The 21468-nt window shown below is 60.4% G+C and carries 16 protein-coding genes, 1 tRNA gene and 1 rRNA gene; 10 read left to right on the top strand and 8 right to left on the bottom strand.

The features are described from left to right. Nucleotides 1-131: 131 nt before the first annotated feature. A 5S ribosomal RNA gene (rrf, locus tag BUB62_RS12175) occupies nt 132-243 on the top strand. A 554-nt stretch (nt 244-797) separates the two neighbouring features. Here rrf and BUB62_RS12180 read toward each other — a convergent pair. Beyond that, the gene (locus tag BUB62_RS12180) at nt 798-1841 is read right to left on the bottom strand and encodes a LacI family DNA-binding transcriptional regulator (RefSeq protein WP_073110469.1); all 1044 of its coding nucleotides are present in this window, start codon (nt 1839-1841) and stop codon (nt 798-800) included. A gap of 300 nt (nt 1842-2141) precedes the next feature. On the opposite strand from BUB62_RS12180, the gene BUB62_RS12185 reads away from it, so the two are divergent. After that, nucleotides 2142-2639, top strand: a complete 498-nt coding sequence (locus tag BUB62_RS12185; protein WP_073110471.1) for a helix-turn-helix domain-containing protein — start codon at nt 2142-2144, stop codon at nt 2637-2639. A 225-nt stretch (nt 2640-2864) separates the two neighbouring features. Here the strand turns inward: BUB62_RS12185 and BUB62_RS12190 are convergent. Then, nucleotides 2865-2942 (bottom strand) — tRNA-Val (locus BUB62_RS12190). A gap of 144 nt (nt 2943-3086) precedes the next feature. Between BUB62_RS12190 and BUB62_RS12195 the strand changes: the two genes are divergently transcribed. Together BUB62_RS12195 and BUB62_RS19670 are read left to right on the top strand one after the other, a co-directional pair. After that, nucleotides 3087-5645 carry an AsmA-like C-terminal region-containing protein gene (locus BUB62_RS12195; protein ID WP_073110472.1) on the top strand — a complete coding sequence of 853 codons (2559 nt, stop codon included), beginning with the start codon at nt 3087-3089 and terminating at the stop codon, nt 5643-5645. 163 nt (nt 5646-5808) lie between these two features. Then, the gene (locus BUB62_RS19670; protein WP_073110474.1) at nt 5809-6732 is read left to right on the top strand and encodes a TerB family tellurite resistance protein; all 924 of its coding nucleotides are present in this window, start codon (nt 5809-5811) and stop codon (nt 6730-6732) included. 109 nt (nt 6733-6841) lie between these two features. Here BUB62_RS19670 and BUB62_RS12205 read toward each other — a convergent pair whose 3' ends face one another. Both BUB62_RS12205 and BUB62_RS12210 read right to left on the bottom strand, forming a co-directional pair. Continuing rightward, the gene (locus BUB62_RS12205; protein WP_073110476.1) at nt 6842-7993 is read right to left on the bottom strand and encodes a mechanosensitive ion channel family protein; all 1152 of its coding nucleotides are present in this window, start codon (nt 7991-7993) and stop codon (nt 6842-6844) included. Nucleotides 7994-8109: 116 nt separating this feature from the next. Then, nucleotides 8110-9339 carry a Glu/Leu/Phe/Val dehydrogenase dimerization domain-containing protein gene (locus BUB62_RS12210; RefSeq protein ID WP_073110477.1) on the bottom strand — a complete coding sequence of 410 codons (1230 nt, stop codon included), beginning with the start codon at nt 9337-9339 and terminating at the stop codon, nt 8110-8112. 236 nt (nt 9340-9575) lie between these two features. On the opposite strand from BUB62_RS12210, the gene BUB62_RS12215 reads away from it, so the two are divergent. Next, entirely contained in the window at nt 9576-9884 is a 309-nt protein-coding gene (locus BUB62_RS12215; RefSeq protein WP_073110479.1) for an ArsR/SmtB family transcription factor, read from the top strand. A 221-nt stretch (nt 9885-10105) separates the two neighbouring features. Here BUB62_RS12215 and hemA read toward each other — a convergent pair whose 3' ends face one another. Next, the gene (hemA, locus tag BUB62_RS12220) at nt 10106-11377 is read right to left on the bottom strand and encodes a glutamyl-tRNA reductase (protein ID WP_073110480.1); all 1272 of its coding nucleotides are present in this window, start codon (nt 11375-11377) and stop codon (nt 10106-10108) included. A gap of 314 nt (nt 11378-11691) precedes the next feature. Here hemA and BUB62_RS12225 point away from each other — a divergent pair, with 314 nt between their 5' ends. Continuing rightward, on the top strand, nt 11692-12879 hold the full coding sequence (locus tag BUB62_RS12225; RefSeq protein WP_073110482.1) for an ATP-binding protein: 1188 nt from the start codon (nt 11692-11694) through the stop codon (nt 12877-12879). 108 nt (nt 12880-12987) lie between these two features. On the opposite strand, the gene BUB62_RS12230 is transcribed toward BUB62_RS12225, so the two are convergent. Further along, complete coding sequence (locus BUB62_RS12230; RefSeq protein WP_073110484.1) at nt 12988-14043, bottom strand: lipocalin family protein; 1056 nt, start codon at nt 14041-14043, stop codon at nt 12988-12990. Between the two features lie 145 nt (nt 14044-14188). Here BUB62_RS12230 and BUB62_RS12235 point away from each other — a divergent pair, with 145 nt between their 5' ends. From BUB62_RS12235 to BUB62_RS12245, 3 genes are all read left to right on the top strand, one after another. Continuing rightward, nucleotides 14189-15952: an amino acid permease gene (locus BUB62_RS12235; RefSeq protein WP_073110486.1), complete on the top strand. Its 1764-nt coding sequence runs from the start codon at nt 14189-14191 to the stop codon at nt 15950-15952. Between the two features lie 64 nt (nt 15953-16016). Continuing rightward, nucleotides 16017-16619: a transposase gene (locus tag BUB62_RS12240; RefSeq protein ID WP_073110488.1), complete on the top strand. Its 603-nt coding sequence runs from the start codon at nt 16017-16019 to the stop codon at nt 16617-16619. Between the two features lie 255 nt (nt 16620-16874). After that, the gene (locus BUB62_RS12245; RefSeq protein ID WP_084539034.1) at nt 16875-17852 is read left to right on the top strand and encodes a lipid A deacylase LpxR family protein; all 978 of its coding nucleotides are present in this window, start codon (nt 16875-16877) and stop codon (nt 17850-17852) included. A gap of 366 nt (nt 17853-18218) precedes the next feature. Here BUB62_RS12245 and BUB62_RS12255 read toward each other — a convergent pair whose 3' ends face one another. Next, nucleotides 18219-19169 (bottom strand): DMT family transporter, encoded by a 951-nt coding sequence (locus BUB62_RS12255; protein WP_084539035.1) that lies wholly within the window; start codon nt 19167-19169, stop codon nt 18219-18221. 165 nt (nt 19170-19334) lie between these two features. Beyond that, nucleotides 19335-20324, bottom strand: coding sequence for a tRNA dihydrouridine synthase DusB (gene dusB / locus BUB62_RS12260; RefSeq protein WP_073110494.1), 990 nt, complete (start codon nt 20322-20324; stop codon nt 19335-19337). Between the two features lie 68 nt (nt 20325-20392). Here dusB and BUB62_RS12265 point away from each other — a divergent pair, with 68 nt between their 5' ends. Continuing rightward, nucleotides 20393-21457 (top strand): CPBP family intramembrane glutamic endopeptidase, encoded by a 1065-nt coding sequence (locus BUB62_RS12265; protein ID WP_159437458.1) that lies wholly within the window; start codon nt 20393-20395, stop codon nt 21455-21457. Nucleotides 21458-21468 lie beyond the last annotated feature (11 nt).

Below are 21468 nucleotides of genomic sequence, written 5' to 3' on the forward strand. Positions count from 1 at the left end.
CCGAGCTGAGCCGTACTAATGACTCGAACACTTCTAAGGACTGTGCTTGACCGCACTTTCTTCTTACCCGTTTTTACTACGTCAACGATTTTGACAGTTTTCACAATCAACATGTGATACTGCGCACCAGTAATGGTGGCTTTAGCACGGGTGTTCACCTCTTCCCATTCCGAACAGAGCAGTTAAGCCCCGTTGCGCCTATGGTACTGCCTTCACCGGCGGGAGAGTCGGTCGCCGCCAACCTTACTACCCGCCCGCCCCGGTCCGCGCCTCGCGCTGCAGACCGGGGCGGGCTGCGTTTATAGCCTACCCCAAAGCCCAGCCACCCGCCCGCCCAATGACCCTACACGGCTCACAGGAGCAATATTTTAGTTGAGATAAAGTAGCGGTGCAGGCAAACGGACGCTATTCGCAAAAAGTAACTAAGGAATAGGGGCATCATGTACTTATCTATGCTCACTTGATGCATAGCTACCCGCCACAGACGATATTGAGACTGTGGCCAAAGAGAATAATTGGCAGATGCCTATATAACTTATGCTGTCGGTCTGAACTAAGCCTTGAGCGTGCGCTCACCTGTACGCACTCTATTATTTAGATTATGCCGGCTGTGTAAGTCAATACGCCCTCGCAGCCGCAGCCTCACGCCTACATTGATAGGTCGTGACAGTGACTAGCTTTGGTTGGGCATATAATCATTCATACAGCATCCAAGTCAGAGCAAATTTCCAAAACCTGGCCCTAGACCTATGGCAACCGTTTGACCTTACGGAGAGCAGTATTGCTTCGATATTAACTTAAACTGCTATGCTGCCCGCAGGCACGCGCTGCGAAGAGCCGCGGATGAGCAATGTGGGTTGGAGCACTACATGACGCGGTGTGACGGGGTGTTTGCCTGCTGTTATCATTTCTAATAGCAGTTCTACCGCTGTTCGGCCCATTTCCTCACACCGTTGGTCTACGGAGGTTAACATGGGCTCTGTCAAGGAATCGAATAGCTCATTGCTGAAGCCTGCCAGGGCAACGTCCTGGGGGATACGTAGACCTTGGCGCTTCACCATTTGCATGGCTCCTACCAGCGCCAAATCGTTGCAGGCAAACACACCATCGAGGTGAGGGACTTTTTTCAGTAGCATAGCCATACCATCGCGGCCGTCCTGCATCGATAAATCGCTGAAATGAATCAAGTCGGGGTTGACGGCCTGGCCGTACTTGCGCAAGGCATTTACGTACCCCTGGTAGCGGTTTTTGCAGATATTCAGGTGCTGGGGGCCGCCTAAGTGGGCAATTTGCTGGCAGCCCTGCTCAAGCAGGTGGCACACGGCATCATATCCGCCCTGATAATCATCGAGTACTACGGCGCTGACTTGCTCGCTCTCCATGATGCGGTCGAAAAACACCAACGGAATGCCGCGGCGGCGTACTTCTTCCAAATGCTGAAAATCGTGGGTAGAGAGGGAAAGGGAAACCAAGATGCCATCCACCTGCGCGTTGAGTAATGCTTCGATGTTCTTCTGCTCCTGCGCTACGTTCTCGTTGGACTGGCAGATCATGACATTGAAGCCGGCCTGATTGGCCAGGGTTTCTATGCCTTTTACTACCAGCGCGAAGAACTGGCCATCGATGTGCGGGATAACGACTCCGATGGTGTTGCTACGACCTTTGCGTAGCGCCGCGGCCAGGTGATTGGGCTGATAGTGCAGCTGACGCGCCAGCTCCCAGACCCGCTGTTTGGTTGCTTCGCTGATGCGGCTGTTGTTGCTCAGCGCCCGTGAAACTGTCGAAACCGATAGGTTCAGCTGAGCGGCAAGATCGGAGATGGAAGCGCGGTGAATGGTCACGGGGAAGGAGAATAATGCTTAAGCAAGGTCGCACAATTCGCGCAACATGCCTGAATGGTGAGAACAACAGCCAACGGAAAACAATCTTTTTTGACGGTTAAGAGTACGGCTGACCTGCTGCAAACTCATTGCGGGAAGGGCAGAGACAAAAATTAAGGCCTATTAGTTTGTGCAATCGTTTGCACAAACTAATAGGCCTTCTTACATTTAAGCCGTTGAATCAGAAGCTATCCACCAGCTTCGGTTTTGCACGGCTCCAAACACGTCTTCTAAGTCTTCTAACCGCTATTTCTACTGTAAATGGGACGTCATCGTCACTCCGTCAGCCTCACCTCTCAGCAACAGACGTATCTGACCAGCTTTGTGAATTCGGAAATTCTTTCCCGCCAGCAGCGCAATCGGGCGCTGGTGCTGCAGCATTGGCAGTCTAATTATTCCGTGCAGGAATCAGCAGAAGTACTGGGGTTGAGCATTCATCGGGTGTACAGTATGCGGCGGGCCTATAGCGAGCAGGGGTTTCAGGACTATCTGCACGCTATCCGGCGGTGCGGAGCGCCGAATAAGCTGACTCCGAAGATGGAGGCGCACTTGCGGCGTTTTACGGAGCGGGCTTCGGCCAAAGGCAAGCGGGTGACGCTGACTGCGCTGGCTAAGCGCGTGGTTGATCTGGGGTATGTAGAAAGTATCTGCACCGTTACCATTCATAAGGTCCTGAAACAGGCCCGCCCGGCAGTTGCGGCGCAAACGGCTCATTTGCTGCTCCGGCCCATTCAGCAGGATAAAGAGCGGGCTGCTTAGGACTGGTAGCCAGGCTCTGGCTTGGACTACTGCATTTATAGAAGATACCTCCGCCCGCTTATCGGCAGGAACTGCTGATGCCAGTCGTTTGGAACGACAGCCTGCAACTCCTGCCGGTAGGCGGGCGGAGGTGTGAACAGGCCCCAGCACATCCGCAATGTGTGAGTATGAAATCGATCTAAAACCAAAAAAGCCACTCTGCCTTGCGGCGAAGTGGCTTTTCGATGGTGGGAGATACTGGGTTCGAACCAGTGACCCTCTGCTTGTAAGGCAGATGCTCTGAACCAGCTGAGCTAATCTCCCGTGTTGTGTACGTCCCGTTTGGGATTGCAAATATGGGAGGTGTTTTTCGAAACAGCAAGAAAATATCTGATCTTGGGTAAAGAATTTTTAGAGAAACCCAGCGTTGGAAGAGTCAACACATTCATTGTCAGAAATTTTTGGGTGTTGAAAAAAAGTAAATTTTTTTTGTGGGGCGGGCTGTTGGTGGCAGTATCGCTGTTGGGCGGCGGGATTCTGGGAGTTTGGCTGGGGCAGGATCGAATTATTTCGCTGTTTGTGCAGGAAGCCAACCGTCACCTGCGCACGCCAGTTCGGGTGGGCCATCTGGAGGTTTCGGTGTGGCAGGCGTTTCCGCGCGTTGCCATCACGCTGCATGATGTGGTGGTGATGGGGTCGTTGCCGGGCGATACGGCGGCCCTGGCGCGGGTAAAGTCGCTTTATTGCGCATTCGACGCCTGGGATATGCTGGCCGGCCGCTACCACATCCGGGCCCTCACGCTGGCTGATGGCCGCGTGCAGGTGCGCCATGATGCTCGGGGCCGGCCCAACTATGCCATATTTCGCGCCGATTCGACCCAGGCCGCGGATAAGCCGCTGGCATTTGAGCTGGAAACCATCAGGCTGGAGCGCGTGGGGGTGCAGTACGCCAACGACAGCCAGCGGCAGCGCTACGCACTGCGGGCGCACGATCTGCGGGCCTCACTCACGGTGACTGATGCGAGTATCCGGATTCGGGCGGCCGGTAATATGCGCGTGGAGACGGTGCGGCTGGGCACGGACGATTATTTCCGGGGCAAAGATTTGGCGCTGACTACGCAGCTAGTGATAGACCGCCAGGCGCAGCAGCTAACCATTCAGCCTTCGGTGTTGCGCGTTGGCCAAGCCAGCTATGACCTAGCGGGCCGCATGGGGTATGGGGGAGCTGCTACCGACTGGGATCTGACGCTGAACGGCCAGCACACGAATCTGCAGGCCCTAACGGCCCTGCTGCCCCCGCGCCTGACGCAACGCTTAAACCGCTACCGCAGCCGCGGCGACATGTACTTCCGGGGCCGCGTGCAGACTGTGGCGGCCGGAACCAATCCACGCATTGATATTCGCTTTGGCTGCCGCGACGCTTCTTTTTACCACCCCGAGTACCAGGAAACGGTGGAGCACGTGTTTTTGCGCGGGGCATTCAGCAATGGGGCTCAGCGCACGGCCCGCACTACGTCGCTCACGCTGCAAAATCTGCGTGGCATGCTGCGGGGGCGGCCGTTCAGCGGCAATCTGCGCTACGAGAATCTGCTGGACCCCAGCGTGCGGCTCGATCTGCGGGCTGATGTGGATGTGGCGCGGGTGCTGCGGTTTTTTCCGGTGGCGGCGGTGCGCGGGGCCAGCGGACAGGCCCAGCTAGCGGTGCGGCTGGCGGGCAATCTGCGCCAGTTTCGGGCGCGGCCGGCCACGGCGGTCCGGCAATCGGGAGGCGAGCTGACGCTACGGGGCGTGAACGTGCAGCTGCGCGACTACGCCCAGCCGCTGACCGGACTCAGCGGCAATTTCCTGCTGCGGGGCAATGATGTCGCCATTACGGACTTCACGGGGCACATGGGTCACTCCGACTTTCGTCTGAACGGCTTTTTCAAAAATGCCCTGGGCTGGCTGCTGCTGCCCCACCAACAGCTGCTGGTGGAGGCCGATGTAACAGCGCGGCGGCTGGACCTGGACGAGCTGTTGCGGATGCCCACGCGGGGCCGAGGTAGGGCTGTGGCTGCGGCCACGGAGGACGCGGGCGGCGCAGGCTATGCGTTGGAAGTGTCGCCGAACCTGGCGCTGGAGCTGCGGGCTACGGTGGGGCAGGTGCGGTTCCGGCGCTTTCGGGGCCGGGCGCTGCACGGCACGGTGCGGCTGCAGAACCAGGTGCTTTCTACGCCCGGCCTGAGCGTGGCGGCGGCCGGCGGCAGCGCCACGCTGCGCGGCCAGTTGGATGCCCGGCAGCCCGATCTGCTCAAGGCCAGCACGCACATGACCTGCACCCAGTTGCCGCTCGATAGTCTTTTTTACGTGTTTGAGGACTTTGGGCAGCAGTTTCTGACGGCCCGTCATCTGCGCGGCACGCTCACGGCCACGGCCGAATCAGACATCTATTTTGACCGCAATCTGCGGCCCCTAACTGACCGCCTGGAGGCGGAGGTGCAGGCCACAGTGCGCAACGGCGAGCTAAATAACTTCGCTCCGCTGCAAAAGCTGAGCATGGTGGCCAGCCGGGAGCAGCTCCGGCATCTGCGTTTCGCGCAGCTTACCAACAGCCTCTACATTCAGAGCCGCACGGTGTACGTGCCCGAAATGGAAATCCGCTCGAACGTGCGGGCGGCGGCGGTGCTGCGCGTGACGGGAACGCACACCTTCGATCAGCAGATGGATTATCATCTCTCGATTCCTATTCTGCCCGGCCTGCTGCGGCGGGTGAGTCTGGGTGGCGAAACGGCTACCGGCCCGACGCTGCTGCTGGCGGTGCAGGGCAACGAGACGGATTTTCGGGTGAGCCTGGACCGGAGCCGAGGCCAGGCAGGAAGGCCGCCGGCTCCGGCCCGGCGCGTACCGGGCCCAGTGCCCGGGCCGGCCACCGGGCCAGCGGCTTCGGGGCCGGAGGCCGCGCCGGTGGTGGCCCCCAAGCTATTTGAGCTGAAGAAGCCGGAAAAGAAGCCGGCGCAGCCGCAGCCCGACCAGTATTTCGACTTTTAGCCGCCTGACTACAAATTTATTGCGTCCGGAATTGGGGCTTTAAGGGGCGGTTTGCGCGAAAGTGCGTCTGGCACGGGAGGAAGACGGGAGCGGGTTCAACCTAAATCTGCCGGCCCTCGTTAAGTCCAACGATTTATATTTTCACTCTCCAACCAACGCACCCATGGACAACCCCCAACTTCTGCAGAACTACTCGGATCAGGAAAAAGCGGCGTATCTGAGCGCCATTGCGAGTCTGGCTTCGGCCGACCGCGAGGCTTCGGCCGCGGAAGTGGAATTTCTGCAACAGCTGGCTCAGACGACGGGCCTGTCGGGCGGGGCTACTCAGCAGGTGCTGAATGCCGCCAAAGACGCTTCCAACGAGTCCATTAAGCAGAGCCTCGATACGCTGCGCGGCAGCGACCTACGCTTCTCGCTCGTGACGGACCTCATCAGCTTTGCCCGCGCCGATGGTGCTTACTCCAATACGGAGGAAGAAATGGTGAACAAAATAGCCGCTTACCTGGGCGTGAACCAGCAGCAGAAGCAGGCGCTGGAAACCGTGGTAGACCAGGCCGCCACCGTACCGCACGATGCCAATGACCCCGGCAAGCAAGGCTTCCTGAGCGGCATTACCGATAAGCTCGACAGCGTGGGTATTCCGAAAGGAGCCCTGATGGCTGGTTTGCTGGGCGTAGTGGCCCCTATGGTGCTTTCGCGCGTGATGGGCGGTGGCAACCGCGGCGGTATGGGCGGTGGCATGGGGGGCATGATGGGCGGCAGCGGCACCATGGGCGGCCTGTTGGGCGGAGCAATGGGCGGTGGCAGCTCGATGGGTGGCCTACTCGGCGGCTTGCTCGGCGGCGGCCTGCTCAGCAGCGTGCTGGGCGGCGGCTCGGGCAGCGGGGCCAGCGCCGGCTACGGCAATATGCCCCAGCAGGGCACGCACGTAGGCAGCGGCGGACTAGGCTCGCTCATGTCTATTCTGGGCGGGCTGGGTGGCCAGCCGGGCTCGGCTCCGCGTAGCGCGGGCGGTGCCGGCCTGGGCGGCTTGCTGGGCGGCGGTGGCATGGGCAGCCTGCTCGGCGGTCTGCTGGGCGGCCGCTAGGTCGTTTCTCAATAGTAGGTCAGATCAACTAAAAAAAGCAGCCAGTCAAACCCTTCGCGGTTTGGCTGGCTGCTTTTTTGCGGAGAAGCCGGACGGAATCAGCAACAAATCAGACCACTGACTGCGGCTGCGACTGCAGGCCGCGCAACGGATCGGCGGCGGGGGCGGCCAGCTGCACCACGCTGATGCTGGTGCTGGCAAAGCTGCCGCCGTGCTGTTCCACCAGCTCCACCAGCCGGTAGTTCAGCTCCTCTTTCACGTCCATATATTCCTCGTAGCTGGTGGTTTCTACGAAGTACTGCACCGTTACTTCCTTGGCGGCCGGGGTGAGGGCCGAAAACTTGATCTGCACGTCATCGGTAGTGAGCGGGTGCTCCTGAATGACACGGTGAGCATCCTGCACGATACCGCGCAGCTGCTCGCTGGTGGTGGTGTGGCTCAGGGCCAGCGTGAAGCTCACGCGCCGGGCCGTGCGCAGAGAAAGGTTGTCGAGCGGCTTGTCAATCATCGACTTATTGGGCACCGTGACGTAGCTTTTTTCGGCGGTGCGCAGGCGCGTGCTGCGGAAGCCCACTTTTTCTACTGTGCCCGTCACGCCGCCCACTTCCACCAAGTCGCCCACGGCGAAAGGGCGGTCGAGGAAGATGGTGAAGGAAGCAATGAGGTTTTCCAGGCTCTCCTTGGCCGCGAAGGCCACCGCCAGCCCGCCAATGCCCAATCCGCCGATCAGGGCCGTGACGTTGACCCCGAACACGCGGCTGAGCATGACCAGAAAAGCCATGGTGAGCACCAGCACCTTCAGCAGATCTTTGGCGAAGGGAATAAGCTGGTTGTTGATGCGGGAGGTGTTGGTTTCGGCGCGGCGCTGAAACACCATTACCAGAAAATCGACGCCCCGCAGCGCAATCCAGGCCACGCCGGTGATGATACCGATCTGGTAGAGCTTGAACAGGGCCACTTTGGGCCAGGGCTCATCGTGGGCCAGCTCGGAGCTGCGCACCGGGTAGTCGAGCACCTGAAACGCCAGATACACCGTGACGAAAAACACCACAATGGACACGGGCTGAATTAGCAACGCCTGAAACTGGGCCTCGCTCACGCCCTCGGTCTGCTTGCGAATAAAGCGGAACGCCAGCTTGGACAGCAGCTTGGACAGCAGCGTTTTGAATGCGTAGCCAAAGAGCAGAATGCCCGCGCAGGTGAGGTACGCGGCTACATCATTGCCCAGAAAGCGCAGGTGCAGAATTTCCTGAAGGGTCATTTTTTAGGGTCTTTGGGTCCTGGGGGCTCGGGGACTTAGTTTTCGGGCAGTTATGAGCAACCAGGCCAGCCGCCCGAAAACCAAGTCCCTAAATCCCCAAGGCCCCATCAGCCAAGCTACACCAGTTGGCGCAGGGCCATTTCGAAGGATTTCTGGGCTACGCCGGTGCGGGCATCGCCCTGCTTGCGGGTGCGCTCCAGGGCGCGGCGGATGATGCGCGACGTGTCGCCGAAGATGGCCTGGTCGGTGATTTCGGCGTTGGTTTCCATCAGGTAGGCAAATACTCGCGCCATGCCGCAGTTGGCAATGAAGTCGGGAATCACGCTCACGTGCTGGTCGGCGTACTCGCCGGTGGGGCCGAAGAAGATTTCGGGGTCCGAAAACGGGACGTTGGCCCCGCAGCTCACCACTTCCAGGCCGCTGGCAATCAGCTGCTCCATCTGCTCGCGCGTGACGAGGCGCGAGGCCGCCGCCGGCACAAAAATCTCGGCTCCCGAAGTCCAGATCTGCTTGTTGATTTCCTCAAACGACAGCAGATTGGGCGCGGCCAGGGCGTTGCCTTCGCGTTTCAGAAACAGCTCCCGGATTTCCTCCAGTGAGAAGCCTTCCGGCTTCAGCAGGCCGCCGGCCCGGTCGATGATACCGGTGATGCGCGCCCCCTGCTGGGCCAGGTAGTAAGCCGCCGCCGCGCCCACATTGCCCCAGCCCTGAATGATGGCCCGCTTGCCGGCCACCTCGCGGCTGCCCCACAGCTCGTAGTAGTGGCGCACGGCCTCGGCCACGCCGTAGCCCGTAATCAGGTCGGCCACGGTGTATTTGCGGCTTAGGTCGGGGGTGAAAGTGGCATCTTCCAGCACTTTCACCACGCCCTGGCGCAGCTGGCCCAGCTTCTGAATCTTCTGGGGCTCGGTGGCGCGGTAGTGCCCGTTCACGATGCCCTCTTGCGGGTGCCACAGGCCGTAGTCTTCCGTAATGGGAATCACGTCGTGGATTTCGTCCACGTTCAGGTCGCCGCCGGTGCCGTAGTAGGCTTTCAGCAGCGGAATGACGGCCCGATACCAGCGCTCCAGCACGCCGCGCTTGCGCGGGTCCTGCGGGTCGAAGTTGATGCCCGACTTGGCCCCGCCGATGGCCGGGCCCGACACGGTGAACTTCACTTCCATGGTTTTGGCCAGGCTTTCCACTTCGCGCTTGTCGAGGCCCTTGCGCATGCGGGTGCCGCCGCCGGCCGCGCCGCCGCGCAGCGAATTGATGACCACCCAGCCTTCGGCCTCGGTTTCGGCATCTTTCCACTCAAAAACGATTTCGGGACGCTTGTTTTCGAATTTGGCCAGCAGGTCTTTCATCAGAGGGTGAAGTGATTAGGGGTGGGGGAGGGAATTAAGGCGCAAAGGTAAGCAGCCCCCGGCAAGCAGGCGCGTCTTTGCCCGCCTACTAGAGTCGATATTGCGTACAGGAAAAACGGGAAAAATCAAAAAATTTAGGCTTAATCCGTTTTAATAGGAACTCTAGAGGCCGGAAATATCGTATTACGCATATTCCTGCCGAATATCCTTCCAGGCCCACCGTTGTACCATAATATATGAAACCTTTGCTCTCACGCGTAGAATCGAAAAAAGTAGATAAGGCTGCCGCAATGCTGAAAGTGCTGGCTCATCCCAAGCGTTTGGCTATCGTGGATTTGCTGGGCAAAGAGGACAAAATGACCGTAACGGAAATCTACCGCACGCTCGATTTGCCCCAGGCTATTGCCTCCCAGCACCTCATCACGCTCAAAGACCGCGGCATTCTGTCGTCGTTCAAGGTGGGCACCAAAATCTACTATTCCCTCTCCATTCCGAAGCTGCTCGATGTGATTGACTCGCTCGAGGATTGCTGCGACTCAATGTAAGCAGTTGATTTTTCCTTCGGAAAAATGAAAAAGGACCGCCAGTTGACGGTCCTTTTTCGTGCCTGTCATTGCGAGCAGAGCGAAGCAATCCGTCCTGAACAATGAGCTGAGCTTTGTAAACAGAAAAGCCCTGACGTAGTGCATACGTCAGGGCTTTTTAGGTTAACAGAGCTTTCTACATTTCAGAGGACGGATTGCTTCGCTTCGCTCGCAATGACAACTTATGCTGACGCGGTCTGGTTTTCCAGGTCGAACAGGTCTGTTAGTACGTCGATGAGCTGGTCGGCTTCGCCGCGCTTGCAGGCGGCTTTGAGCTGGAGCACGGGCTGCTTAAGAATCTTCTGCATCAAGGATTTCGTGGCTTCATCCAGCCGGCGGGCCTCCTCGGGGCTCATTTTCTTCTGGAAGCGGTCCATTTCTTCCTGCCGAATCTGCTCCAGCGCGTTTTTCAGCTTCTGAATAGTGGGCGATACCAGCATTTCCTTGGTCCAGTCCTGCAGGCCGGCAATGCTTTCGGCAATGATGGCCCGCACCTGCGGAATGGCAGCCAGGCGCTGCTCCAGCGCGGCCGAAGCCTTGCTCTGAATGGTGTCGATGTTGTAGACCAGCACGCCGGGCACGCTTTCTACCTCGGCCTCAATGCTACGGGGCACCGAGAGGTCGATGAAGAACTTGAAGTTGAGCACGTCGAGGTGCTCTACCATCTCGCGGGTGAAGAAGGGCGCGGCATGGGCAATAGACGAGATGATGACATCAGCATCTTTGAGGCCCTGCACCAGATTCTCGAACTCCAGCACCTGCAGGCCGCACTCGGCGGCCAGCGCGTCGGCTTTGGCGCGGGTGCGGTTGCAGAGCGTCACGTCGGTGAAGAGCTTGCTGTCGCTGAAGTGGCGGCACACGTCGGCCCCGATTTCGCCCAGGCCCACCACCAGCACGCGCGGGTTGGCGATGTCGGCGGTTAGCTCCTCCACCAGCTCCAGCGTGGCGTAGGAGGTAGAGGCGGCCCCATCGCGGAAGCTGGTTTCCTGCTGTACGCGCTTGTTGGTGAAGAAGATAGTGTGCAGCAGCCGGTGCAAAAACGGCCCCGCCGCGTCGGCATCCGCCGACCACTGGTAGGCCGTTTTTACCTGGTTGCTGATCTGCAAATCGCCCACCACCTGCGCATCGAGGCCCATGGCTACCTCAAACAGGTGCCGAACGGCTTCATCGTAGGAGTCAAGAATATCGAAGTAGGGGAAGTATTCCGCCACGTCGGCGAGGCCCTTCAGCTCGGCCAGGGCCTCAATGATGGCGGGGCTCTGGTCGCGCTCGGCGCTGTAGTAGATTTCGGTGCGGTTGCAGGTGCTCAATACCAGCAGATCCTGGAGGCCCAGATCGTGGTGGAGCGTGTGCAGAAAGCGGCGGCAGGCGGCCTCGTCCAGCGCAATCAACTCGCGGATGGCGAGCGGCGCTTTTTTGAAGGACAGGCTAACGGCCTTAAAGGGATGAAGCATAGCGGGGGCTACGGCGTATTGTAGGGGGCAAAATTACGGCGTAATTCGATAGTCTGAAACAGGAAGTTGGGGGTAGAGGTTCGGCGGGTGGCTATAGTAGGCAATAAATACAGTCTGGGGCGCGTGAGAGGCTTCTTTCGGAGTGCTGCCGGGCATAAAAATACTGGCGTGACCGGCGCGTTTGGCGAAAACGGCGCATAACGAAGTCGGCGCTGCGCCGTTAGGAAGCCACGCGGCGGTGCTGGCGGCGGCTTGTATCTTCGCTGGCCGCGCCGTGGGCCGGGGCTTACGCTTTCTTTCCTCTTTTTCGCTCAGTGCTACCCATCTACGACCAAAAATCCCGGATCAAGCTGTTTGTGCTGGCGGGGGCCCTGCTCATTGCGGCGGCCACCGTTATTTATACCAGCGTGCTGGTGCAACGCCTTTCCGAGCGCGAGCAGAAGCAGATTGCCCTGTACGCCAAGGCCCAGCGCTTCATCATTAGCATTGAGGAAGTTGACGCGAATACGACGTTTGTCTTCGACGAAATTATCAACGCCAATACCACCATTCCCATCATATTCACCGATGGCGAGGGCAATATTCTGGATACCAAAAATCTGCCCCTTCCCAACAAAGCCACCAAACAGGCCAAGGAGGAGTTTCTGCGCCGCGAAATAGCGGTGATGAAAAGCCAGCACCCGCCCATTGTGGTGAAGCTCAGCGCGGGACTGCTCAACTACATCTACTACAAGGACTCGCAGCTGCTGACCCAGCTGCGCACCTACCCGCTGGTGCAGCTGGCCGTGATTGGGTGCCTGGGCGTGATGGCCTATTTCGCGTTCAGCTACTCGCGGCGGGCCGAGCAAAACCGCGTGTGGGTGGGCCTAGCCAAAGAAACCGCCCACCAGCTGGGCACGCCGCTGAGCAGCCTGATGGCGTGGCACACGTACTTAAAGGAGTCGGAACGGTTTCAGCACGAGCCCATCGTGGAGGAGCTGGGCAAGGATGTGCGGCGGCTGGAAATCATTACGGAGCGTTTCAGCAACATCGGCTCGGTGCCGGTGCTCAAGGATGAGAACATTCTGCAGGCCACCAAAAACGCCATTGCTTACCTGCAGAGCCGCGTTTCCAAGAAGGTGCTGTTCGAAATCAAAACCGACCTGCCCACCGACACGCCGGCCCGCATCAACGTGCCGCTCTTCGACTGGGTGATTGAGAACATCTGCAAAAACGCCGTGGATGCCATGGATGGCAAAGGCAACATTACGCTGCACCTGCGCCGCCCCACCAAAAACAAGAACCTCATTGCCCTCGACATCACCGACACGGGCAAGGGCATCCCGAAAAGTAAGATCGAAACCGTGTTTCTGCCGGGCTTCACCACCAAGAAGCGCGGCTGGGGCCTGGGTCTGGCCCTGGCCAAGCGCATTATTGAGAACTATCACGAAGGCAAGCTCTACGTGCGCTGGTCGGAAGTAGGCAAAGGCACCACGTTCCGGGTAGTGCTGAAGGGGGAATGACGGTGAGTTAGCGACTTGGTGATTTAGTGAGTTTCATGTCCTGTTTGCGCAGGCGGCGCAAGTGGCGCAGACAGCACGTCAAAATCACTAAATCACTAAGTCGCTAACTCACTTCGGATTCGTGATTTCGACGTAGCTGCGGCCGGTGACGGGCTGGCCGTGGCGGGTGCCCGAGACGCGGCACATGCCTTCCCAGTAGTGCAGGTTGATGGCTTTGAACAGGCGCAGGCTCAGCTCCTGGTTGGGTAGCTCGGGCTCGATGAGCAGGTCGTAGCCCTGGCTGGGGATGCGCAGGCGCCATTTGGTGGGGTAGCGCTGACGGGAGCGGGGGCTGGTCCAGTATTCCAGGGGTTCAAGCTGAAAATCGGTGGCGGACAGGTGGGTGCTCTGGCTCTGGGCCGAGTTGTGGGTGCCGCCGCCCAGGCTTTCGCCGGAGCGCTTGTTGTGGAGCTGGTAAGCCATTATTTCCTCGCGGGGGCCGTCGAGCTGGATGCTGAGCCAGTCCCAGCCGGTGTCTTTGCCCATCACGGAGTTGCAGTTCCACTGGCGGTCGTACCACAGCTCGCCCTCTACCTGGCGCACTTTGCCGCCTATTTCGATGGTACCGGCGGTGGCCAGGCGCGGGTAGCTATAGTAGCCGGCGCGGGCCACTGGGCCATACTGCTCGTAGCCGGTGCCGCCGTGCAGCAGAATGGGCTTGGCGGGTGTGGTAATAAGGTTGATGGCGAGGCCGGCCTCGGTAGCCATGCGGGCCTGCAGCTGGTAGCTGCCCTCCTGGCCGGTGAGGCTCCATTGCTGCTGGCCTTTTTCCATCAATAAGTTCAGCGGCAGGGTGGGGGGGAGCAGCTCGGGCAGGCTGGCCAGCTGGTAGTCGTAGCGGAACTGCTTCTGCTGCGGGTCGGTGAGGGCGAAGTTCACCATCTGCCAGTCCTTTTTGCCGGTGGGGTTGAAGTGGAAGAAAACGTACTCCACGCCGAAGGTTTCGCCGGTGGCTTTGTCGCGCAGGTGGCCGGTGAAGTACCACCACTCCAGAGAGTTGCGCAGGTGCGGGGCTTCTTCCTGGGGCAGCTGGGCGCGGTCCTGAAATACGTCGTGCTTGTTGGTGGGCTTCAGGGCGCAGGCGGTGGCGAGAAACAGCAGGGTAGCGAGCAACAGATTCTTCATACCCCCGGAAAAGCCATTTTCGGGGCAAAAAGTTTGCGGCAAAACCAGCCCGGTTGCCCATGCACTACCAGCAGCCGGACGCTGGGCTGCCGCAATATTCTTTATCTTTTGGCCCTAATTCCCTTCGCTCCCTCTCTCAACCCGAATGAGTTCTTTCAACAGTCTGTTTCGCCGCAAAGACATCGGCGCTATTCTGCAAAACCCACCCGCCGACGCCGAGCTGCACGCCCACGGCGGCCTGGAGCGCAACCTCACCGTCCGCGACCTGACCGCGCTGGGCATTGCGGCCGTCATTGGGGCCGGCATTTTCAGCACCATCGGCAATGCCTCGCATGATGGCGGCCCGGCCGTGTCGCTGCTATTTGTGTTCACGGCCATTGCCTGCGCGTTTTCGGCGCTGTGCTACGCCCAATTTGCCGCCACCATTCCCATCAGCGGCTCGGCCTACACCTATGCCTACGCCTCCTTCGGCGAGCTGACAGCCTGGATTATCGGCTGGGCTTTGATTATGGAATATGCCGTCGGTAATATCGTGGTGGCCATTTCCTGGTCCGATTACTTCACCGGACTCATGGAAGGCGTGGGCATTCACATTCCCATCTGGCTGACGATGGGCACGCAGAGCGCCTACAAAGGCTACCACGAAGTGCTGACGCTGATGCAGGCCAACCAGCCGCTGGCCGATGTAGCGCCGGCCACGCTGGATGCCTACAAAGCCTGGAACACGGCCCCCACGCTGTTCGGCGACTTCCGCCTCGTCTGCGACCTGCCCGCGTTCCTGATTACGGTGCTGATTACGGCCGTGGTGTACGTGGGCATCAAGGAGTCCAAAACGGCCAGCAACCTGCTGGTGCTGCTCAAGCTGATTGTGGTGGCCGTGGTCATTGCCGTGGGCGTGTTCTATGTGAATCCGGCTAACTGGAGCCCCTTCGCGCCCAACGGCGTGGCCGGCGTGCTCAAGGGCGTATCGGCGGTTTTCTTCGCCTACATCGGCTTCGATGCCATTTCGACCACCGCCGAGGAGTGCAAAAACCCCCAGCGCGACCTGCCCCGCGCCATGATCTACGCCCTCATCATCTGCACCGTGCTCTACGTCATTATCACGCTGGTGCTCACCGGCATGGTTTCGTACAAGGAGTTGGGCGTGGGCGACCCGCTGGCGTTCGTGTTTCAGAAAGTGGGCCTGCCGCAGTTGGCGGGCGTGGTGGCCGTGTCGGCCGTGTTTGCCATGGCCTCGGTGCTGCTCGTGTTCCAGATCGGGCAGCCCCGCATCTGGATGAGCATGAGCCGCGACGGTCTGCTGCCTCCCATTTTCGGCCGGGTGCACCCGCGCTTCCACACGCCGTCGTTCAGCACCATCGTCACGGGCTTTTTCGTGGGCGTGCCGGCGCTGTTTCTGAACATGGACCTCGTTATTGACCTGACCAGCATCGGCACATTGTTCGCCTTCGCGCTGGTGTGCGGCGGCATTCTGGTGCTTGACCCGCACGGCACCTCCGAGGCCCGCTTCAAGGTGCCCTACATCAACGGCAAGTTCCTGGTGCCGCTGCTGATGCTCGTTGGCATCGGGCTGCTGTTTGCCTACAACGGCGAGGCCGTGGGCGAAATGGGCCGCACCATGACCGGCGCGGGCGGCTACGAGGCCTTCCGTCACTACATCCCGATGCTGGTGTTTTTCGGCTTCTGCGTGTATCTGGCTATTGCGTCGTTTCGCCGCAACCTGTCGCTGCTGCCCACGCTGGGCCTGCTCACCAACCTGTATCTGATGACGCAGCTGGGCTTTAATAACTGGCTGCTGTTCTTCGCGTGGCTGGTTATCGGGCTGGCGCTGTATTTTAATTACGGCTACAAGCACAGCAAGCTGAACGTCGGGGCCACGGCCAACAGCCAGCCGCCGGTGATTCGGTAGGGGCTGATTTTCGCGCCGGTATCGTGGCCGGCACCCGCCCTTTTTTCTTCTGACGCGTCCTGCCATGCTCCCGCCCGGCGAAACTATTTTCACCACGTTTCGCCTGGCGGGCTCGGTGCCCGCGCGGGCGTTTCGGGAACTGCACCGACAGCGGCAGGTAGCGCAGGAAGCAGCCCGCGCCCTGCCGGACCCCGCCGCCTACCAGGCCGCGCATCGCCGGGCGGAAAAGGTGTTTTTCGCCGGCTTCGATGCGCTGCTGGATGCCGCTACGGTGGGCCCCACGTTTCTGGAGAAAGAGAAAATAGCCGAGCTGGTGGCCGGCGAGCTGATGCTGCTGGAGGAGCTGGGGTTTCAGGTGCTGGCCTTTGCGCTGCTGCCCAACCACGTGCACGCGGTGCTGCATCTGCCGCAAGGCAGCGGGGTTTCGTTCTACAAAGCCCTACAGCTGCTGCACCAGCGCACCGCCGCCCAGAGCCGCCGCCTGCTGCGTAGCACGCTGCCCCCCGAGGCCGACTTCTGGCAAACCAGCAGCTACGACTACGCCGTACATGAGGCCGCTGAGCTGCCGCGGCTTATCGACTACGTGCGGCACAATGCCGAACGCAGCCACAAACAGGGCCGCTGGCTGGAATGGCCGTATTGCTATGTTAGTCCGGCGTTTGAGTAGCGGCAAAGGTAGCAAGCCGCAAAAAGAACGTCATTCCGAGCGAAGCCGAGGAATCTCGCGTGCTTCGTCGCTTCGTTGTCATACTGAACCCAGCGAAGAACCTCTGACGCTTCGTCTGAATGGCTTTGCAACAAAGCGGTAGAGATACTTCGACTTCGCTCAGCATGACAGATACTTTGGCAATGTCAGCACGCGAGATTCCTCGGCTTCGCTCGGAATGACGTGCTGGTTTTCGTGTGCTATCCATACTTCATCATGCGTTTCCTCCTGTCGCTTCCGGTATTGCTAGCCCTGATGGCCCCGGCCGCCCGCGCCCAGTCGGTGCCCGACAGCCTGACCAGCCCGGACCGCATCATCCAATATACTTTCGCCAACGACGCCTTCTTCCGCACCGATTACTACTTCACCCAGGGCATGACGCTGAACGTGGTGCTGCCGGCGCTGCGCAAGTCGCCGGTGAACAAAATCCTGCTGCCCGGCCCCGCTAACGCAACCCGGCACCACGGCGTGAAGCTGCACTACGATGGCTTCACGCCCCTGCGCATCCAGGACGACACCATCCGGCGCGGGGACCGGCCCTATGCCTCCTACATCTACGCCGCGCTATACCGCATTTCGACCAATGAGGCCCGCCGCCAGCGCCTCACCTCCGGCCTCGATGTCGGCTTTATCGGCCCCGCCGCCGGGGCCAAGGGCTTCCAGACCACCGTCCACCGCCTGATTGACGCGCCCACGCCCCGCGGCTGGGATTTTCAGGTGCGCCATGACTTGGTGCTAGGCTACCGCGTCGGCTACGAAAGGCAGCTGCTGGCCGCCGGCCGCGCCGCCGAGCTGATCGGGACTACGCAGGCTTCTTTGGGTACGCTGAGCACGTTTGGCGCAGTCGGCCTGCTGCTGCGGGTAGGGAAGATGAATCCGTATTTCCGCAATCTGGGCGTGGAAACCGGGTCGGCGCGAGGCTTCGGGCAGAAGCTTCAGCTTTATGCCACGGGCCAGGCGGAAGGGCGGCTGGTAGGCTACAATGCGACGTTGCAGGGCGGCGTTTTTAACCGATCCAGCCCGTACACGTTGCCAGCCCGTCAGATTTCACGCGCTGTGGGCCAGGCCACTGCCAGTCTCGTGGCCGCGTACGGCGGCGTGAGCTTCCGCACGTCGGCCACCTGGATTACGCCGGAGTTCAAGGGCAGTCGTAACCACGCCTGGGTGCAGTTTGGGCTGAACGTAGCGTTTTAGCTGTCGGTTGGTAGTGGCTGTTTTGAAGAACCGGCTACCTGACACCATAGCCCGGTGACAAGAGCGTCTGTCCGGGTGGCATGGGCTGTTGCGGAGGTGGCAAGGCTTCAGCTGGGGCCGTCATGGCACCTGATGGGGGTGACATGGCTCTTGCAAGACGTGACATGCCACTGAATGGGCGTGACATGCCACTGAACGAAGGTGACATGGCATCGTGCGAGCGTGACATGGCACTGAAAAAGCGTGACATACCACCGTGCGAGGGTGACATGGCACTGAAAAAGCGTGACATGGCTCTCGCACAGGGTGACATGACACTGTGCGAGGGTGTCATGCCAGTAAGCAGGCCCCAGATACTCCGCAGCGCTACTTAGCCCGGTGAATGATGGCGACGCTGACCAGAATAATGACCATGCCCAGCAGGTGCCAGAGGTTGAAGGCTTCCCCATCGAGCACGCCCCAGGCCAGGGCCATGATGGGCACAATGTAGGTGTTGGAAGCCGCAAACAGCGCCGTGGATTGGTGAATGAGCTTATTGAACAGCACCATGGCCACGGCCGTGCTCATAGTAGCCAGCAGGGCAATGTAGCCGAAGGCCTTCCACGCGCCCGCCACGTGCTGAAGCTTGTACAGAAACCCGGTGCCTACCAGCAGGTAGGCCAGCGCCGGCCCGCCAATGAACAGCAGCAGCAACCCCGTGACGGCCAGCGGCGGAATGCCGTGCAGGCGGCTTTTTATCACGTTCACGCTCACGCCGTAGCCCAGCGTGGCCAGCACGATGTAGAGGCCGTACCAGGCGTTGCCCTCACCGCTGGGTGTGGCCGCGCCGCCGCTGCCGCCGAGCAGCATCAGCACCACCGTGCCCACCAGCCCCAGCACAATGCCCAGCACCCGCAGCGGCGTGATCTTCTGGCCAAAAAACAAGGCCCCCACCAGCAGCGTGAATACGGCCGTCAGGGCATTGAGCACGCCGGCCAGGCCCGAGGCCAGCTTGGTTTCGGCGTAGGCAAACAGAAAAGCCGGAATGAGCGTGCCCACTACGCCGGCCAGCACCAGCCACTTGATGCGCGGGCGCTCCAGCTGCGGCAGGTGCTTCAGGGCGAAGGGCAGCAGCAGCAGGGCCGCCACCGTCACGCGGCACGCCCCCAGCTCCATGGCCGAAAACACCACCAGCCCCTTCTTCATCAGAATAAACGACGTGCCCCAGATGGTGGCCAGCGTGAGCAGCAGCACCCACGCCGAAGCCGGCGTGCGGGCTGGGACGGGCGCGGCTATCGGGGTAGTGGTGAGGGCAGGAGCGGAGGGGGCGGTAGGCATTGGATGAGGTGGGAAACAGCGACAAAAAATTTGCCTGTCATCCTGAGCAGAGCGAAGGACCTTATCGCAGTTGCACGACTATCGTTGCCACGACTCGTTCTACTGCGATAAGGTCCTTCGCACTGCTCAGGATGACAGGGTAAACAAAGAGTAAGTCCAAAAAACCTACCCCACCAGCACCGGCTCCGCGGCCATGATTTCTTCCAGAATCGCCTGTACCTCTGCCACCGAGCCGGTTTCTACCAGGCGCATACGCCATTGCTTGGCGCCTTCCAGGCCGCGGAAATAATGGGCATAGTGGCGGCGCATCTCGAAGATGCCGGCCCGCTCGCCTTTCCACTCAAGGCTTTTCTCGAAGTGCATCCGGCACATGGCCACGCGCTCTTCCACGGTGGGCGGGGCCAGCAGCTCGCCGGTGGCCACGAAGTGCTTCACCTCCCGGAATATCCAGGGGTAGCCGATGCTGGCTCTTCCGATCATCACCCCATCCACGCCGTAGCGGTTCTTGTATTCCAACGCTTTTTGGGGCGAGTCGATGTCGCCGTTGCCGAAAATCGGGATTTTGATGCGCGGGTTTTCCTTGATTTTGGCAATCAGGCGCCAGTCGGCGTCGCCCTTGTACATCTGCACCCGGGTGCGGCCGTGCACGGTGAGGGCCTCGATGCCTACATCCTGCAGGCGCTCGGCCACTTCCTCCACGTTCAGCGTATTTTCATCCCAGCCCAGGCGGGTTTTCACCGTTACGGGCAGGTGGGTGTTGCGCACCACGGCCGCGGTCATCTCCACCATCTTCGGAATGTCGCGCAGCAGCGCGGCGCCCGCGCCCCGGCAGGCCACCTGCTTCACGGGGCAGCCGTAGTTGATGTCAATCAGATCGGGACCGGCTACGGTGCTGATGCGGGCGCATTCGCCCATCGTGTCCACGTCGGAGCCGAAGAGCTGGATGCCGATGGGCCGCTCGTAGTCGAACACGTCGAGCTTCTTGCGGCTCTTGGCCGCGTCGCGAATCAGGCCTTCCGAGGAAATGAACTCGGTGTACATCAAATCGGCCCCGTTGGCTTTGCACACGGCCCGAAACGGCGGGTCCGATACGTCCTCCATGGGCGCAAGCAGCAGCGGGAAATCGGGCAGGGCAATGTCGCGGATGTAGACCACAGGGCAGGCTATTACAGTAATTTGACGCAAATTTACGTCTTTTAGGCTCTTCCAGACCCCAAATGCCCATGAAAGGTTTCGTATCCAGCCGCTTGCATCCCGTGGTGAACCTGCTTTTGCTGGTGGTGCTCATGTTTGCGGCCTTCAGCGTGGCGGGCTTCCTGATTGGTGTATTGGGCAATGTGCTCTACGGTGTGGGCCTGTTTGAGCTGGGCAACGTGACCCAGAACCCCGCCGCGCACCCCAACGGCTGGGCCATTTCGATGCTCTCGCAGGGTCTGCTGCTGCTGGTCGGGTTTGGCGGGGCCGCGCTGGCGCTGGTGGGCCTGATGGGCTACCGCTGGGCCGACTATTTCATGCCGCGCCGGCCCGTATCGGGGCTGTGGCTGCTGGCGGCGGCGCTGCTGGTGCTGGGCAGCATTCCGTTTATGTCGGGGCTGGTGGAGTGGAACGCCAAGGCGCATTTTCCGGCCTTTATGCACGGCCTCGAAGAGCAGGCCCGCGAGCTGGAAACCCGCGCCCAGGTGCTCACCAAGTTCCTCACCCGCTTCAACTCCACCGGCCGGTTTCTGATAGGGCTGCTGGTCATTGCCATTGTGCCGGCCATCAGCGAAGAGTTGGTGTTTCGGGGCGTTATTCAGCGCAATCTGGTGCAGTGGTTTGGCTCGCGCCACGCGGGCGTGTGGCTGGCGGCGGCCATTTTCAGCGCCATTCACTTCCAGTTTTTCGGCTTCGTGCCGCGCTTCGTGCTGGGGCTGATACTGGGCTATTTATACGAGTGGAGCGGCAATATTCTGGTGCCCATAGTAGCCCACTTCACCCAGAACGCCTTTCAGCTGCTGCTGCTCTATCTGCAGCAGCGCGAGTGGACCACCTCCACCTTCGACCCCGACTCGACCGAGAGCCTACCCTTGCCCTGGATGCTAGCCTCGCTGCTGCTCACCGGCTACCTACTCTACTTTCTGCACCAGCGCTGGCGCTCCGAGCTGGTAGCCCCGCCCACCGAAATGCACGTTATAAGCAGCCACGGCGTGGCCGTAGCGAAGCCCGACGCCGAGCTGCCCGCCGGCCATACGCTGGGCAGCACCGGCATCATTGAGGCAAAGCCCGCCGCCCCCGATGCCCCGCAGTAGTTCCTTTCTCC

The organism is Hymenobacter daecheongensis DSM 21074, assembly GCF_900141805.1.
Lineage (GTDB): Bacteria > Bacteroidota > Bacteroidia > Cytophagales > Hymenobacteraceae > Hymenobacter > Hymenobacter daecheongensis.